Here is a 15426-nt window from a genome sequence, read left to right as displayed (position 1 = left end):
AAGTGGTCTGAGGACGGATCGATGCTGATCGACACGCATTGTCATCTCGACTTCCCCGACTTCGCGGTCGAGCTCGACGAGATCGTCGGGCGCGCCCATGCCGCTGGCATCCGGCAGATGATCACGATCTCGACGCGGGTGAAGAAATTTCCGGACATCCTGGCGATCGCCGAAAGGTACCCGACGGTGTTCTGTTCCGTCGGCACGCATCCGCACAATGCGGACGAGGAACTCGATGTGACCGTCGATGAGCTTGTCCGGCTTTCGGAGCATCCGCGGGTGGTTGCGATCGGCGAGGCCGGGCTCGACTATTTCTATGACAATGCGCCGCGGGAGGCTCAGGCGGAGGGCTTGCGCAACCACATCGCGGCGGCGCGCCTGACCGGACTGCCACTGGTCATCCACAGCCGCTCGGCCGACGAAGACATGGCGGCGATCCTGACCGAGGAGACGCAAAAGGGTGCCTTTCCGTTCCTTCTGCACTGCTTTTCCTCGGGAGCAGAGCTGGCACGCGTCGGCGTCGAACTCGGCGGCTACGTTTCCTTTTCCGGCATCCTGACGTTTCCGAAGTCGGAAGAGCTGCGTCAGATCGCAAAGACGGTCCCGGTCGATCGGATGCTGGTCGAGACCGACGCCCCCTATCTCGCGCCGAAGCCCTTCCGCGGCAAGCGCAACGAGCCGGCTTATGTCGCGCACACGGCGTCGACGCTCGCCGAGACGCTTGGCATGACCGATGCCGAAATCGCCAGGATCACCACGGAGAACGCTTTCAGGATATTCTCCAAGATGCCGAGGGTTTGAAACCGTGTCCTACCGCCGGCGCTTCACCATTCTTGGCTGTGGCTCTTCCCCCGGCACGCCGCGGATCACCGGCGATTGGGGCGATTGTGATCCGGCCAACCCAAAAAACCGTCGCACGCGAACAGCCTTGCTGGTCGAGCAGATGGGGCCGGATGGCAGGACGACCGTCGTCATCGACACCGGGCCGGACTTTCGCGAGCAGATGATCGCTGCGGGCGTCAAGAGCATCGATGCGGTGCTGTACACCCATGCCCATGCCGACCACATCCACGGTATCGATGACATCCGCGGCTTCGTCCAGCACAGCCGAAAGCAAATTCCGATCTGGGCCGATCCGCTGACGATGGCTCGCATTCGTGAGGGTTTCGGCTATTGCCTGGAGACCCCACCGGGCAGCTTCTATCCGCCGATCGTCACGGCTCACCTGATCGAGTCGGTCGACATGCCCGTGGTGATCCGCGGAGCAGGGGGAGCCATGCGTTTCGATCCCCTGCTGCAGGACCATGGTTCGATCCACTCGCTTGCATTTCGCGCCGGCAATGTCGCCTACTGCACCGACGTCAGTGCCTTTCCGGCGGCCACCGCCAGCCGGCTGACGGGTCTCGACCTTTTGATCATCGACGCGCTGCAATACCGCACGCATGCCAGCCATTTCTCGCTCGGGCAGGCTCTCGAATGGATCGATCGACTGGCGCCGAACCGCGCAGTGCTGACGCACATGCATACGCCGCTGGACTACGATCGGGTGATGGCCGAGACGCCGGACCACGTCGAGCCCGCCTATGACCAGATGGCCGTGGAGTTCGACGTCACCGACGAGGTGATTTCGCTCGATGCGACCTATGCGGTTTAGCGCCGACCCGTAGCTGGTCAGGGGGTCAATTCACCCGGAAAGCGACGATGCGGGCATCTCAGTGTGTACTGCAGCCTTTGAGCGCGGTGCGCCCGTTCCCGCCAAAATCTTCTTTCAGCTCCAGGAAAACAGAAACCCCCGGATTTGCGCCGGGGGTTGCCGTCCAGCCCGGCATTGCTGCCGGGCTCTCATCGCACGGTCGCGCCGGTTTGGGCGGAACAATCCGTCAAGCGGAGTAGTACATGTCGAACTCGACCGGGTGCGGGGTCATGTCGTAGCGCATGACTTCCGCCATCTTCAGTTCGATGTAGGAGTCGATCTGGTCGTCATCGAAGACGCCGCCGGCCGTCAGGAACTTGCGGTCCTTGTCGAGGCTTTCCAGTGCTTCGCGCAGGCTGCCGCAGACCGTCGGGATCTTCTTCAGTTCCTTCGGCGGCAGGTCGTAGAGGTCCTTGTCCATGGCCTTGCCCGGATGGATCTTGTTCTTGATGCCGTCGAGGCCGGCCATCAGCATGGCGGCGAAGCTGAGATAGGGGTTGCCGAGCGGGTCGGGGAAGCGGACCTCGACCCGCTTGGACTTCGGACCGGTGCCGAACGGAATGCGGCACGAAGCCGAGCGGTTGCGAGCCGAGTAGGCGAGCAGGACCGGCGCTTCGTAGCCCGGGACGAGACGCTTGTAGGAATTCGTCGTCGGGTTGGTGAAGGCGTTGATGGCCTTGGCATGCTTGATGATGCCGCCGATGAAGTAGAGGCAGGATTCCGAGAGGCCGGCATACTCGTCGCCGGCGAAGGTCGGCTTGCTGTCCCGCCAGATCGACAGGTGCACGTGCATGCCCGAGCCGTTGTCGCCGAAGATCGGCTTCGGCATGAAGGTGGCCGTCTTGCCGTAGGCGTTGGCGACCTGGTGGACGACGTATTTGTAGATCTGCACCTTGTCGGCGCTGCGAACGAGCGTGTCGAACTTGACGCCGAGTTCGTGCTGGGCAGCGGCCACTTCATGGTGCTGCTTCTCGACGACCACGCCCATCTCGGCCATGACCGTCAGCATCTCCGAGCGCATGTCCTGGCAGCTGTCGACCGGCGGGACCGGGAAATAGCCGCCCTTCACGCGCGGCCGGTGGCCAAGGTTGCCGGTCTCGTAGTCGGTGTCGTCGTTGGAGGGGAGTTCGGAGCTATCGAGCTTGAAGCCGGTGTTGTAGGGATCGGCCTTGTACTTGACGTCGTCGAACACGAAGAACTCCGGCTCCGGACCGACGAACACGGTATCGCCGATGCCCGATGCCTTGAGATAGGCCTCGGCCTTCTTGGCGATGCCGCGCGGATCGCGGTTATAGGCTTCGCCGGAGACCGGGTCGAGGATGTCGCAGACGATCACCATGGTGGACTGCGCGAAGAACGGGTCCATGTGAGCTGTTACCGGGTCCGGCATCAACACCATGTCCGACTCGTTGATGGCCTTCCAGCCGCCGATCGAGGAACCGTCGAACATCACGCCATCGGCGAACATGTCCTCGTCGACACAGCCAACGTCCATCGTCACGTGCTGCAGCTTGCCCTTCACGTCGGTAAAGCGCAGGTCCACGAACTTTACGTCGTTTTCCTTGATTTGCTTGAGGATATCATTGGCAGTCGTCATTTTTTGAAAGTCCCTGTGTGAGATGACGAGGTAAGAAAACCCGGGCCGAACGGCCGGATGATGGAGGGTCAGATGGCATCGATACCGGTTTCGCCGGTACGGATGCGGATAACTTCTTCAATGTTGGAAACGAAGATCTTGCCGTCGCCAATCCGGCCGGTCTGGGCGGCATTGCGGATCGCTTCGATGACAGCTTCGACATTCTCGTCCGCCAGAACGACTTCGACCTTAACCTTCGGCAGAAAATCGACCACGTATTCGGCGCCACGATAGAGCTCTGTGTGGCCCTTCTGGCGCCCGAAGCCCTTCGCTTCCGTGACGGTGATGCCCTGCAGGCCGACTTCCTGAAGGGCCTCCTTCACTTCGTCCAGCTTGAAAGGTTTGATGATCGCTTCGATCTTTTTCATGAAAGAGTGTCTCTCCGCTTCTCCCGTTGGCAGGGGCATGGTCCCGCTGCCCAGTTCAATGCAGGTTGTGTGCCAGTTCCGCACTTGCTGCGCAAATTTCTACAAATAAATCGTTAGTGGGAGTTTATGGCCGCGCGATGTCGCCGGATTTAGGGGCGCCTGTCGCGGTGTCCATTGTGCTGTTCTCCTGCCTGAAATTGTGCCCTTTGCATGCGGAATGAGGCTGATCGGACAGCCGGCCATTACTTGCTCCACCCGGTCGCTGCCATTTTGAGCACCCCTATCATGCAGATGCCTATTATTTGCGCATTTGCCCGCCGATATTGCGGTGGCGCCGTTGACGATTTGCGGGCATTGTCGGCGCATGCACATCGACCTTGAAACACTCGTCGTCACTCCTGCGGAAATGGCGGGCATCGACCGGGAGGCGGCATACAGCGGCATAGACAGTTTTGCGCTGATGGAGCGTGCTGGGCAGGCGGTGGCTGCCGCAGCCCTGCGGCACTATCCCGGGGCGTTGCGCTTCGTGGTTCTCGCCGGACCGGGCAACAACGGTGGTGACGGCTATGTGGCCGCGCGCGCGCTCGCCAAGTCCGGCTGTCCCGTCGAGATTTTCGCTTTCGGACCGGCGCCTGCCCAAGGGGATGCTGGCAAGGCGCGAAAGCGTTATTGCGCTTCCGTTCGGCCGCTTCAGGGATATTGTCCGACGGTCGGAGATGTCGTGATCGATGCCCTGTTCGGCGCCGGACTTTCGCGCGACCTCGATGGTGAAGTCAGTGCGGTGATCGAGCGCGTAAACGGGCTGGCACTCCCGGTCGTGGCGATCGATCTTCCCAGCGGCGTCGATGGCCGTACCGGTCGCGTGCGGGGCGCGGCCCTGCAGGCGAGCCATACGATCACCTTCATGTGCCGAAAGCCAGGCCATCTGCTCATGCCGGGTCGGAGCCTGTGCGGCGAAACGGAAGTCTTCGATATCGGCATCCCCGGTCGGATTGTCGTAGCCGCGTCCCACCACCTGCGCGTCAACGAACCGGGCATCTGGCGCATGAGCCTGCCGCGCGCCGGGGCGGGGGCGCATAAATACGGACATGGACACCTGGCAGTGTTTTCCGGAGGGCGGCTTGCGACCGGCGCTGCGCGTCTGTCCGCCGGCGCCGGGCTGAAGGCCGGGGCAGGGCTGGTGACGCTCCTGACGCCGGCCGAAGCTGCGGAAGAGAATGCGACCCACCTGACTGCGGTCATGCTTCGGCAGATCGACAACGTCGCCGCATTGAGAGCCCTCGTCGCCGACCCGCGGTTTTCGGCCTTCGTTCTCGGCCCGGGTTTCGGCGACTTCGCACGGGCGCGGGACTATGCCATGGCGCTTCGTGACCGGCCGCTGGTGCTGGATGCCGACGGCATCACCGCCTTTCGCGACAAGCCGCAGGAGCTTTTCGGTGCGTTCGCGGATGGGCCGACCCACCTCGTCCTGACGCCGCACGACGGCGAGTTCGCGCGCGTCTTTGCCGACATTGCTGACGATGCCGGCTTGTCGAAGGTGGACAGGGCGAGACAAGCGGCCAAGCGCAGCAATGCCGTGATCGTCTTGAAGGGAGCCGATACCGTGATTGCCGCCCCCGACGGTCGTGCCCTCATCAATGCAAATGCGCCGCCCTGGCTGGCGACCGCCGGGTCAGGCGACGTGCTGTCGGGCATCATCGGTGCGCACCTCGCCCAGGGCATGCCCGCCTTTGAGGCGGCGGCGGCCGCGGTCTGGCGCCACGGCGAAGCGGGCCGGCGTGCAGGGGGCGGATTGACCGCCGAGGATCTCATCAACGTCCTGAATGGCTTCGATCAAATCAAATGACTTGGCTGCGGACCGCCGGCCGATAAGCTGTGCGAAACGAAGCGTGTGTGGAATCCGGATCCATGGGCCTGATTGATATAGCTCTCTTAGTCCTCGTCGCGGCCGCCTGGGGCTTCAACTTCGTCGTCATCAAGATCGGGATCGCCAATTTCCCACCGATCCTCTTTTCGGCGCTGCGGTTCCTCTTTGCCGCCCTCCCGCTCGTTTTCTTCCTGCCGCGACCGGCGGTGCCGTGGCAGCTCATCCTCGGCATCGGCTTGGTGCTCGGCGTGGTGAAGTTCAGTTTCCTCTTCATCGGCATGGACGTTGGATTGTCGGCGGGCCTGGCCTCGCTTCTTCTGCAGTCGCAGGCGTTCTTCACGATCATGCTGGCGGCCACGATCTACGGTGAGCGATCGCGACCGGTCCAACTCGCCGGCATTGGCGTCGCCTTTGCCGGCATGGTGGTGATCTCGACCACGGTGGACGCGGGTTTCACCTATACCGGCCTGGTCCTGGTGCTTGCCGCAGGCCTCGCCTGGGCCTTCTCCAACATGCTCATGAAAAGGATCGGCAACGTCGACATGCTGGCGCTGATGGTCTGGGTCAGTCTGGTGCCGCCGATCCCGCTTGCGGTCATCTCGCTGGCGACCGAGGGCCTGGAGCGCGACCTCGCGGCACTTCAGGCATTGTCATGGGAGGGTCTGGGCGCCGTTGCCTATATCGCCTACATCGCGACGGTCTTCGGCTTCGGCGTCTGGGGCTACATGATCCGCAAGCTCGGCGTTTCGACCGTCGCGCCGTTTTCCCTGCTCGTGCCCGTGTTTGGCATGAGTTCGTCGGCGCTGGTGCTGGGTGAGAGCTTCGGCCCCGACCGGCTGGCAGGCGCGGCCTTGGTCGTTTGCGGGCTTGTTCTCACCGCGCTCGGTCCACGCCTCGTCGACCGTATCCGCCGTCCCGCGTCTGCGACTTCATAGGCTTTCGCGGCCTCTCTACGTCCGTGGCTGGACCCGCTTCTGCAGTTCGCGGGCGCCGTTCGGCGCATTGACCTTGCCCGACGTGATGAAGAAGGCGAAGACGTCGCGCTTTACCTTGGCTGGCTGTTGCGCCGGATCGACCACGGGCAGGTCGTCAGGCTGGCCGCCCTCGGCCCATTCCTTCAGGCGATCGGCCCATTCGTCGAGCGCCTTTGGCGGATAGCAGGTCGGCACGTCGTCCGAGCCGCGCTGCAGCCGCGCGTAGACGAAGTCGGCGGTGACGTCGGCGATTTCGGGATAGTCGTCATGATGGGCGTAGACGATGGCGGCCTTGTGTTTGCGCGCCAGCTCGGCGAACTCTGGTACCCGGAACGAATCGTTGCGCACCTCCAGCGCGTGCCGCAACGGCAAGCCGTCCCGCTTTTCCGGCAGGAGTTTCAGGAACGCCGCAAAATCCTCCGGATCGTATTTCTTGGTCGGCGCGAACTGCCAGAGGATCGGACCGAGATGCGGGCCGAGCTCGGTCAGGCCCTGCGTCAGGAAGCGCTCGATGGACTCGCCCGCTTCGGCCAGCACCTTGCGGTTAGTCGTGAAACGGCTTGCCTTGAGCGAGAAAACGAACCCCTCGGGCACTTCCGCGGCCCACTTGGCAAAGGTCTCCGGCTTCTGCGAGCTGTAGTAGGTCCCGTTGACCTCGATTGCGGTCAATTCGCGGCTGGCGAATTCAAGCTGGCGTTTCTTCGAGAGCTTGTCCGGATAGAACGTGCCCTCCCAGGGCTCGAAGGTCCAGCCGCCGATGCCGGTGCGGATGGTTCCGGATGTGCTCATGGACTGTGCTCCTCGACGGACAGGGTTGCGACGCCTCTCAAGCGGGCGCGATGAAGGGCTGCGAAATTTCCTGGAACACCGGCAGGGCCTCCATGCTCGCGCAATGTGCGGCGAGGGCCGGATAGGTGACCGGATCGACGAGGCCCGGATGCGCCTCGCTGACATGCCGCCAGGCACAGGCGACCGCGATGTCGGCGTGCGTGATCCGGTCGAACCAGTATTTCCCGAGCCGCTCGGCACGTTCCGCATCCAGGCTGGCAAGCACAGCGGCGATCTGCGCGCGGCAGCGCTCGACGAAATAGGCGGACGGCGCTTCGTGCAGGCGCAATTCGTAGAAGAGGCTGACGCCCTTGTCGGCAAGGCCGGTGGCGAACGTCATGACCCTCAGCGCCTGCCGGCGCTCTGGCTCGGGCTGCGGCAGCAGGCGCCTTTCCACCGGCACAAGGCCGTCCAGGTAATCGAGGATGGAATTGCTGTCGGCCGCGATGTCGCCGTCGTCCAGCACCAGCGTCGGCACCCGCATCAGCGGATTGAGCGCCTGCACCTTCTCGCCGTCGCTGAACACCGACCAGGGGCGATGTTCGAACGGCAGTTCGTAGAGTCGCAAGGCGATCGCGACGCGGCGGACATAGGAGGAGTCGTACTGGCCGATCAGGATCATAGAGCCTACTCCGCCGCCGCCTTGCGCATCGGCCGGCGCTCGAGCAGTTCCTTGAGGAACTGGCCCGTGTACGAACGCTCGACCTTGACCACGTCCTCCGGCGTGCCCTGGGCGATCACCTCGCCGCCGCCGTCGCCGCCCTCCGGACCGAAGTCGATGATCCAGTCGGCGGTCTTGATGACCTCCAGGTTATGCTCGATCACGACCACCGAGTTGCCCTGGTTCACCAGTTCATGCAGAACTTCAAGAAGCTTCGCTACGTCGTGGAAATGCAAGCCGGTCGTGGGCTCGTCGAGGATATAGAGCGTGCGGCCGGTCGAGCGCTTGGAGAGCTCCTTAGCGAGCTTGACGCGCTGCGCCTCGCCACCCGACAGGGTATTTGCCTGCTGGCCGACCTTGATATAGCCGAGGCCGACTTGGTTCAGCGTCACCAGCTTGTCGCGCACGGCAGGGACGGCGGCGAAGAACTCGACGCCTTCCTCCACCGTCATGTCGAGCACGTCGGCGATCGACTTGCCCTTGAAGTGCACATCGAGCGTTTCGCGGTTGTAGCGCTTGCCGTGGCAAACGTCACAGGTGACGTAGACGTCCGGCAGGAAGTGCATCTCGATCTTGATGACGCCGTCGCCCTGGCAGGCTTCGCAGCGCCCGCCCTTGACGTTGAAGGAGAACCGGCCGGGCTGGTAGCCGCGCGCCTTTGCCTCCGGCAGGCCCGCGAACCAGTCGCGGATCGGCGTGAAGGCGCCGGTATAGGTCGCCGGATTCGAGCGCGGCGTGCGGCCGATCGGCGATTGGTCGATGTCGATGACCTTGTCGATGTACTCGAAGCCGTCGATCCGATCATGCTCGGCCGCGATCTCGCGCGCACCCATGATCCGGCGCGCCGCCGACTTGTAGAGCGTCTCGATCAGGAAGGTCGACTTGCCGCCGCCCGAGACCCCGGTGACGGCGGTGAAAACGCCGAGCGGGATGGAAGCGGTGACGTTCTTCAGATTGTTCGCCCGGGCACCGACGACGGTGATTTCCTTCTTCTTTTTCGGTTTGCGGCGCTCGGCGGGAACCGCGACCGCAAGCTCACCCGATAGATACTTGCCCGTCAGCGATTTCGCGTTTGCCATGATGTCGGCCGGCGTTCCCTGCGCGATCACCTCGCCGCCATGGATGCCGGCGGCAGGGCCGATGTCGACGACATAGTCCGCCGTCAGGATCGCGTCCTCGTCGTGCTCGACGACGATCACCGTGTTGCCGATGTCGCGCAGGTGCCGCAGCGTGTCGAGCAGGCGGGCATTGTCGCGCTGGTGCAGACCGATCGACGGCTCGTCCAGCACGTAGAGCACGCCGGTCAGGCCCGAGCCGATCTGCGAGGCGAGGCGGATGCGCTGGCTCTCGCCGCCCGAAAGCGTGCCGGAATTGCGCGACAGGCTGAGATACTCGAGGCCGACGTCGTTCAGGAAGCGCAGGCGCTCGCGGATCTCCTTGAGGATGCGGACGGCAATCTCGTTCTGCTTGGCGTTCATGTGGGCGGGCAGCGTGTCGAACCAGTCGCGGGCGACGCGGATCGACATGTCCGTGACCTGACCGATGTGCAGCTTGTCGATCTTGACGGCGAGCGCCTCCGGCTTCAGGCGAAACCCGTCGCAGGCCGGGCAGCGGGCGGCGGACATGTAACGCTCGATCTCCTCGCGCGCCCAGGCCGAATCCGTCTCCTTCCAGCGCCGCTCGAGGTTCGGGACGATGCCCTCGAAGCTCTTCGTCGTCTTGTAGGACCGCGCGCCGTCCTGGTAGTGGAACTCGATCTTCTCGTCGGTTCCGTAGAGGATCGCCTTCTGGCCTTTTTCGGAAAGGTCCGACCAGCGGTTGGACAGCTTGAAGCCATAAGCCGCGCCCAGCGCCTCGAGCGTCTGGTTGTAATAGGGCGAGGACGACTTGGCCCACGGGGCGATTGCCCCATCGCGCAGCGTCCGCTGCGGCTCGGGTACGATCAGGTCCGGGTCGATCTTCTGCTGGCTGCCGAGGCCGTCGCAGGTCGGGCAGGCGCCGAACGGATTGTTGAACGAAAACAGCCGCGGCTCGATCTCGGGAATGGTGAAGCCGGAGACCGGGCAGGCGAATTTCTCCGAGAACAGCACCCGTTCATGCGTCTCGTTCAGCGACTTGTTGGCCGCACCGCCGGCCGCCGTGTCCTCGACCGGCAGCGGCTTGTCGGCGAACTCGGCGATCGCCAGCCCGTCGGCGAGCGTCAGGCAGGTCTCGAGACTGTCGGCGAGGCGGGCGGCGAGATCCGGGCGCACGACGACGCGGTCGACGACGACGTCGATGTCATGCTTGTACTTCTTGTCGAGCGCCGGGACGTCGGCGATCTCGTAGAACTGGCCATCCACCTTGACGCGCTGAAAGCCCTTCTTCATCAGCTCGGCGAGTTCCTTCTTGTACTCGCCCTTCCGGCCGCGCACGATCGGCGCCAGGATATAGAGACGCGTTCCTTCGCCGAAATCGATCACCCTGTCGACCATCTGGCTGACCGTCTGGCTCTCGATCGGCAGGCCCGTCGCCGGCGAATAGGGCACGCCGACACGCGCAAACAGCAACCGCATGTAGTCGTAGATCTCGGTGACCGTCCCCACCGTCGAGCGCGGGTTCTTCGAGGTTGTCTTCTGCTCGATCGAAATTGCCGGCGACAGCCCGTCGATCTGGTCGACGTCCGGTTTCTGCATCATCTCCAGGAACTGGCGCGCATAGGCCGACAGACTCTCGACGTAGCGGCGCTGACCCTCCGCATAGATCGTGTCGAAGGCGAGCGACGACTTGCCAGAGCCCGAAAGCCCGGTCATGACGATCAGCTTGTTGCGCGGCAGATCGAGGTCGATGCCCTTGAGATTGTGCTCGCGCGCGCCGCGAATGGAAATGGTCTTGAGTTCGCTCATGATGTCCAGCGCCAGATGTCAGGTCGGTGATTGTCGATCTCGAATGAAGTGGCTCTTCGGTAGCGCACCCTATGTAGGAACCGCAACCGGCCTGTCCATGCGCGTTGCGACCAAAACCCTGCCTCTTTCCGATTCGGTTGACAAGATAGTAGGGATTTTGTAGAACAAAAAAAGAACGAAATGCACGCGAATTTGATCTGTGGATTATCTGGCGCACGGGGCGGCGCGCCGGGCGCGTCGCCGTTAAGATAGCGGATCGAATTTACAGCCGGCATATGCCCGGCGCGACAACAAGGACTGAACGGATGGCAGGCAGCGTCAACAAGGTAATCCTGATCGGGAACGTCGGCGCGGACCCGGAAATCCGTCGCACTCAGGACGGGCGCCCGATCGCAAACCTGCGCATCGCGACCTCGGAGAGCTGGCGCGACCGCAATTCCGGCGAGCGCCGCGAGAAGACCGAATGGCACACCGTCGTCGTCTTCAACGAGGGGCTGTGTAAGGTCGTCGAGCAATATGTGAAGAAGGGCGCCAAGCTCTACATCGAAGGCGCGCTGCAGACCCGCAAGTGGCAGGACCAGAACGGCAACGACCGCTATTCGACGGAAGTGGTGCTGCAGGGCTTCAACTCGACCCTGACGATGCTCGACGGACGCGGCGAGGGTGGCGGTGACCGTCGTGGCGGTGGCTCCGACTTCGGCGGCGCCGGCAACTATGGCGGCGGCGCACCAAGCTATGACGACTACGGCTCGCAGCCGTCGTCGTCGGGTGGCGCAAGCCGCGGCGGCGCATCGTCGAACTTCTCGCGCGACATGGACGACGATATCCCGTTCTAGAGAGGAGTGGGAGACGTTTCGTAAACTATGACGTTGAACTCCTTGTTAATAAACATCTTTCTAGTTGAAACTCCGTTTTCTGCCGGTCAGTGATTTTCCGGTGGGAGCGGAGTTCATGGCGCTGGAAGACGAAACTGTTCGAGCGTCACGGCGTCTGGCTCTTTCGTCGTCTGCGCTCGCGATCAATCCAGCGGGAAGTGCGAGGCTGACCTTGCGCTCCTACAGGAGCGCAATCTGCTACCGATGGCCTGGTCACCGCTCGGCGGCGGCTCGCTCTTCATCGCCCGCGAGCAAGAGGTGGATATCACGAGCGTCGCGGTTGCCTGGCTGCTGGCCCATCCGGCCCGCATCCTTCCGGTGCTCGGCACCAACAATCTCGACCGCATCAGAAAAATCGGCGACGCGGCCAAGGTGAGGAAAGACCGTCAGACGTGGTTCGAACTTTACACCACAGCTAGCGGAAAGCCGGTGCCGTGATCGCAGCTGCCTAATTGCACCTTCACCGCTATTCCGACCATTGGCGGAAGTTAGCGTTCCTGAACGAATCTAACCAGAACTCCAGCGCTCTCATCGAACATGGGGAGGCTTCCTCAGGCCGCTAGCTGGTTCGGAACCGGCTGCCGAGTTGCAACGGCTGGTTCTGCAGGGACGTCTAACCATCCGCGGATCGTGTCGGTCCATCATTCCGGTCGAGCTTGCTGATAGGGTCCGACTGCGGCCATCGGACCAGTGCTTCGCGACCGGCGTCCGTAACGCCGTAGACGCCCCTGTCAAGCCGCTCAAACCAGCCGTATACATTGGAAAGCAGGATCTTCCCTGCCTCCGGTATGCCTGCTCTTAGATCGCGAACACGCAACGGCCCGGCAACCAGAGCTGCCGCACAGCCAAGTGCCTGCTGGCGATAGGCGGTCATGACTGGTGCGCGCGTGCTGCCGCCAAGTGCGGGATCACCGCGTCGGTTCTGGTGCTCGCGCACGAGCCTCGAACGCCGTTTCGGATTGGTGCGCGGCATTGGTGTCACCGACCCAACGATGACGCTGACGGCGCCGGCATCGGAAACGCCGAGCATGCCAATGCCGAGCCGGCGGCAGAGATCGCGGTAGCGTCTGTCGGCTTCCCGTCCTCTGCCCTTGGCCGAAACTCTGGCGGCGATCCAAACCTCGTCTGCAATGGCGGCCCGGTCAACGGCCTGCAGGATCAGTTCCAGATTGAAGGTCAGCTTCAGTTCACAGATCACGACGACGGACGGGTCGTTCTCGCTGAGGCCGACAACATCGCAGCCGCCAACTTCGCCTTTGACGACGTAACCTGCCTCTTCGAGAAATCTTTTTACGGGAAGATAAAGGGACGTTTCCATTGCTGCCGACCGAAAAGAGAATCGTTCCGCAAGCTACCTTGTTAGCCGACGCGGGTCACCGCAGGGCGTCACCAGAGCAGCTATACAGCACGCGCCAACAGCGGACATTGCCCGCTGTTTGCCGGATGCGTAGAAGGCAGCCATGTCAACGTGGATGATCTTGCGGGTCGGTGGCTAGCTCAGAGCGTCGCGAATTGCGTGGACAGCGGCGAGCGTTGTCCGCGTCCGTTCCACACTGAGAAACTCCGGCCAGCTTGAGAGGATAACAGTGGCGAACTCGCTGTCTGGATCGATGTAGATCAGTTGGCCGAAAACCCCCCGCGCCATGTAGGCGCGCCGCTCCTGGTCCTCGATCCAGAATTGGTTGTGATACCTTCCACGGGGCAGCGTCTCGCTGTAATTGTCTCCGAGCGGGTTGGACTTTCCGTATCGAATTTCTTCGATCCAGCGTGAAGGCACAACCTGGCGACCGCCGATGCTACCCTGTCCGAGGTGCAACAACGCGAAGCGCGCATAGTCTCGCAACGTAGCGTTAAATCCGCCGTCGCCAAGGGCGTAGCCAGCGGGATCGACGGTAAAGTAGGCATCTTCCTCCGCGCCCATCGGCGACCACAGTTCGCGGCTGACGAGTTCGGACAGCGTCAGTCCGCTGACCGCCTGGAGAGCGAAGGCAAGCACGTCCGTTTCGATCGAGCGATAGCGAAACGATGCCCCGTGCGGGCATTCAGCGTCCTTCAGGGTCAGGATCAACTCCCAAACCGTCTTCGGCCAGCTTGGCTGGTGTCCGCCCTTCCAGCCGCTGGCGACGTCCAACTGCGCCATGTGTGAATCCAGCGCAGTGTAGGTTTCGTCGAACACCACTCCACTGGTCATATCCAGAACATGTTGAACGGCAGTACCCCGGTATGCTGTGATCTCGAGATCGGGAAGGTACTGCGTGAGGGGTGCAGCCGGATCCAGATCTCCGCGCTCAATCAGAATGCCAGCGACTGTTCCGACGATGGATTTGGCTACAGATTGCGAGAGGTGCGGCGTCCTGGCGGTCATGCCGTTGAGATAGCGCTCCGCTACAACTTTCCCGCGATGCAGAACGAGAAGTGCGTCAGTGTACTGCGCTTCCATAAAGCTCGCGAGCGTTTGGCTTGTGCCGTCCAGCCTGAGCTCCAATTCATCAATATCCTGATGCGCGCTGGGTAGCGTTGTCGGCTCGCCCTGGCCGCGCCACACCTGCGCTGTGGGAACCATCGAGCGGACGTTCTGAAACGTCCAGCGGTTCCACGGTGCACGATCCCAGTCGGCTCGTGGGACAAGAGCAGCGCCTGGCTGGGTCGGAGTGCGGAAGGCCATCGCGGATTCAAAATTCATCTCGGCTTTCTTTCACAATGCTTTGAGAGTTCTAATCTTTGCGGCGCAAATAGGAGCCGCCAACGAACTCGCCGAACAAATTGCCCATTTCGCTCATCGTCGCGAAGTTGCGCTTCGCCTTGGGTCCCAGCTTTATCGCCACCGAGTCGATCATGAGGTTGAGAATAACGCCGAGGCTGGCTGTGGAATCCCAGAAGGTCTTCACATGCGTGTGCCCCTCGAAGACGAGTGGCGTGTAGTTGAAGCCCCAATGACTGTAGCGGTCAGTGACAATGATTAGAGGTATCTCAAGCGCCTTGAGCTGGTCTGCCAGCTTTATGCCGCGGGCGGCATAGGCGGCAGTATCGATCAGGACGACCACGCTCTGTTTTGGATCGGCGGACAGCACCTCGCCAAAGGTGCCGGTCGTATTGTCTACGAAGAATACGCTGGGGCGTGCCCATAACAGGCGGCTGGAAAAATCCATTGCCAGCCCTTTAGAGGCTTGAAATCCAACGGCATAGACGTTGCGGGCCTTGGCAAGCAGCGTTGTAGCCTCGTCCCACTGTTCCGTCGCCGTCAGTCCATATGCCTTCACGATCGCGTCCAGTTCGAGCTTAAGGCTCTCCTGAAGCTCCTGCTGGCGGACGTTTCGCACCTGGAAGCGCGCCATGTAGTCGTCGATATCGCCCTCTTTCTCGACGACGGAGCTGCGCATCCGATTTTTCAGGTCGCGGAGATTTTCGAAGCCAAGCGCTCGTACGAAACGTGTGACCGTCATCTCGCTCACGCCGACGGCACGGGCGATGGTGCTGCCCGTCTCGAAGGGCAATAACTGAATATTGTCGAGCATGTAGACAGCCAGACTCTGTTCCGAAGGCGAAAATTCCGTCATGCGTGTGCGAAGGATCGTTTCGATGTCGATCTTCTCCGCACCAGGGCCTTCGGTCGCGCTATCATTGTCGGCATCTGTCATT

General features: G+C 62.4%; 13 protein-coding genes and 1 pseudogene. 6 read left to right on the top strand and 8 right to left on the bottom strand.

The genetic code is table 11. The features are described 5' to 3' along the window. Positions 1-21: 21 nt before the first annotated feature. Both J2Y48_RS17225 and J2Y48_RS17220 read left to right on the top strand, forming a co-directional pair. Positions 22-801 carry a TatD family hydrolase gene (locus J2Y48_RS17225; protein ID WP_310420433.1) on the top strand — a complete coding sequence of 260 codons (780 nt, stop codon included), beginning with the start codon at positions 22-24 and terminating at the stop codon, positions 799-801. A gap of 4 nt (positions 802-805) precedes the next feature. Continuing rightward, positions 806-1654, top strand: a complete 849-nt coding sequence (locus tag J2Y48_RS17220; protein WP_310420431.1) for an MBL fold metallo-hydrolase — start codon at positions 806-808, stop codon at positions 1652-1654. A gap of 226 nt (positions 1655-1880) precedes the next feature. Here J2Y48_RS17220 and glnA read toward each other — a convergent pair whose 3' ends face one another. Continuing rightward, positions 1881-3290, bottom strand: a complete 1410-nt coding sequence (gene glnA, locus J2Y48_RS17215) for a type I glutamate--ammonia ligase (protein WP_310420429.1) — start codon at positions 3288-3290, stop codon at positions 1881-1883. Positions 3291-3358: 68 nt separating this feature from the next. Next, complete coding sequence (locus tag J2Y48_RS17210; protein WP_310420428.1) at positions 3359-3697, bottom strand: P-II family nitrogen regulator; 339 nt, start codon at positions 3695-3697, stop codon at positions 3359-3361. A 364-nt stretch (positions 3698-4061) separates the two neighbouring features. On the opposite strand from J2Y48_RS17210, the gene J2Y48_RS17205 reads away from it, so the two are divergent. After that, positions 4062-5543 carry an NAD(P)H-hydrate dehydratase gene (locus J2Y48_RS17205; protein ID WP_310420426.1) on the top strand — a complete coding sequence of 494 codons (1482 nt, stop codon included), beginning with the start codon at positions 4062-4064 and terminating at the stop codon, positions 5541-5543. Between the two features lie 62 nt (positions 5544-5605). Next, positions 5606-6499: an EamA family transporter gene (locus J2Y48_RS17200; protein ID WP_310420424.1), complete on the top strand. Its 894-nt coding sequence runs from the start codon at positions 5606-5608 to the stop codon at positions 6497-6499. A gap of 15 nt (positions 6500-6514) precedes the next feature. Here J2Y48_RS17200 and J2Y48_RS17195 read toward each other — a convergent pair whose 3' ends face one another. The 3 genes from J2Y48_RS17195 to uvrA are packed head-to-tail and all read right to left on the bottom strand — an operon-like array spanning position 6515 to position 10912. After that, on the bottom strand, positions 6515-7327 hold the full coding sequence (locus tag J2Y48_RS17195; protein WP_310420422.1) for a DUF72 domain-containing protein: 813 nt from the start codon (positions 7325-7327) through the stop codon (positions 6515-6517). Positions 7328-7364: 37 nt separating this feature from the next. Then, entirely contained in the window at positions 7365-7988 is a 624-nt protein-coding gene (locus tag J2Y48_RS17190) for a glutathione S-transferase family protein (protein ID WP_310420420.1), read from the bottom strand. Positions 7989-7993: 5 nt separating this feature from the next. After that, a complete protein-coding gene (uvrA, locus tag J2Y48_RS17185) occupies positions 7994-10912 on the bottom strand; it encodes an excinuclease ABC subunit UvrA (RefSeq protein ID WP_310420418.1) in 2919 nt (972 codons plus the stop codon). Between the two features lie 305 nt (positions 10913-11217). Between uvrA and J2Y48_RS17180 the strand changes: the two genes are divergently transcribed. Together J2Y48_RS17180 and J2Y48_RS17175 are read left to right on the top strand one after the other, a co-directional pair. Then, positions 11218-11748, top strand: a complete 531-nt coding sequence (locus J2Y48_RS17180; protein WP_310420416.1) for a single-stranded DNA-binding protein — start codon at positions 11218-11220, stop codon at positions 11746-11748. 207 nt (positions 11749-11955) lie between these two features. Continuing rightward, a pseudogene (locus J2Y48_RS17175) lies at positions 11956-12225 on the top strand (aldo/keto reductase); the annotation flags it as partial. A gap of 175 nt (positions 12226-12400) precedes the next feature. Here the strand turns inward: J2Y48_RS17175 and J2Y48_RS17170 are convergent. The 3 genes from J2Y48_RS17170 to J2Y48_RS17160 form a co-directional block, all read right to left on the bottom strand. Next, complete coding sequence (locus tag J2Y48_RS17170; protein WP_310420414.1) at positions 12401-13105, bottom strand: DUF2161 domain-containing phosphodiesterase; 705 nt, start codon at positions 13103-13105, stop codon at positions 12401-12403. Between the two features lie 174 nt (positions 13106-13279). Beyond that, positions 13280-14470, bottom strand: coding sequence for a serine hydrolase (locus J2Y48_RS17165; RefSeq protein ID WP_310420412.1), 1191 nt, complete (start codon positions 14468-14470; stop codon positions 13280-13282). Between the two features lie 31 nt (positions 14471-14501). Beyond that, on the bottom strand, positions 14502-15425 hold the full coding sequence (locus tag J2Y48_RS17160; protein WP_310420410.1) for a MurR/RpiR family transcriptional regulator: 924 nt from the start codon (positions 15423-15425) through the stop codon (positions 14502-14504). Between the last annotated feature and the right edge of the window lies 1 nt (position 15426).

It is taken from the genome of Mycoplana sp. BE70 (assembly GCF_031455855.1).
GTDB lineage: Bacteria > Pseudomonadota > Alphaproteobacteria > Rhizobiales > Rhizobiaceae > Mycoplana.
This window is presented reverse-complemented; position numbering and strand designations above follow the sequence as displayed.

Bases quoted from the DNA above. Each gene is read 5' to 3' on its own strand.
- J2Y48_RS17225 (WP_310420433.1), top strand. From the start codon at position 22: ATGCTGATCGACACGCATTGTCATCTCGACTTCCCCGACTTCGCGGTC.
- glnA (WP_310420429.1), bottom strand. From the start codon at position 3,290: ATGACGACTGCCAATGATATCCTCAAGCAAATCAAGGAAAACGACGTA.
- J2Y48_RS17210 (WP_310420428.1), bottom strand. From the start codon at position 3,697: ATGAAAAAGATCGAAGCGATCATCAAACCTTTCAAGCTGGACGAAGTG.
- J2Y48_RS17205 (WP_310420426.1), top strand. From the start codon at position 4,062: ATGCACATCGACCTTGAAACACTCGTCGTCACTCCTGCGGAAATGGCG.
- J2Y48_RS17200 (WP_310420424.1), top strand. From the start codon at position 5,606: ATGGGCCTGATTGATATAGCTCTCTTAGTCCTCGTCGCGGCCGCCTGG.
- J2Y48_RS17195 (WP_310420422.1), bottom strand. From the start codon at position 7,327: ATGAGCACATCCGGAACCATCCGCACCGGCATCGGCGGCTGGACCTTC.
- J2Y48_RS17190 (WP_310420420.1), bottom strand. From the start codon at position 7,988: ATGATCCTGATCGGCCAGTACGACTCCTCCTATGTCCGCCGCGTCGCG.
- uvrA (WP_310420418.1), bottom strand. From the start codon at position 10,912: ATGAGCGAACTCAAGACCATTTCCATTCGCGGCGCGCGCGAGCACAAT.
- J2Y48_RS17180 (WP_310420416.1), top strand. From the start codon at position 11,218: ATGGCAGGCAGCGTCAACAAGGTAATCCTGATCGGGAACGTCGGCGCG.
- J2Y48_RS17170 (WP_310420414.1), bottom strand. From the start codon at position 13,105: ATGGAAACGTCCCTTTATCTTCCCGTAAAAAGATTTCTCGAAGAGGCA.
- J2Y48_RS17165 (WP_310420412.1), bottom strand. From the start codon at position 14,470: ATGAATTTTGAATCCGCGATGGCCTTCCGCACTCCGACCCAGCCAGGC.
- J2Y48_RS17160 (WP_310420410.1), bottom strand. From the start codon at position 15,425: ATGACAGATGCCGACAATGATAGCGCGACCGAAGGCCCTGGTGCGGAG.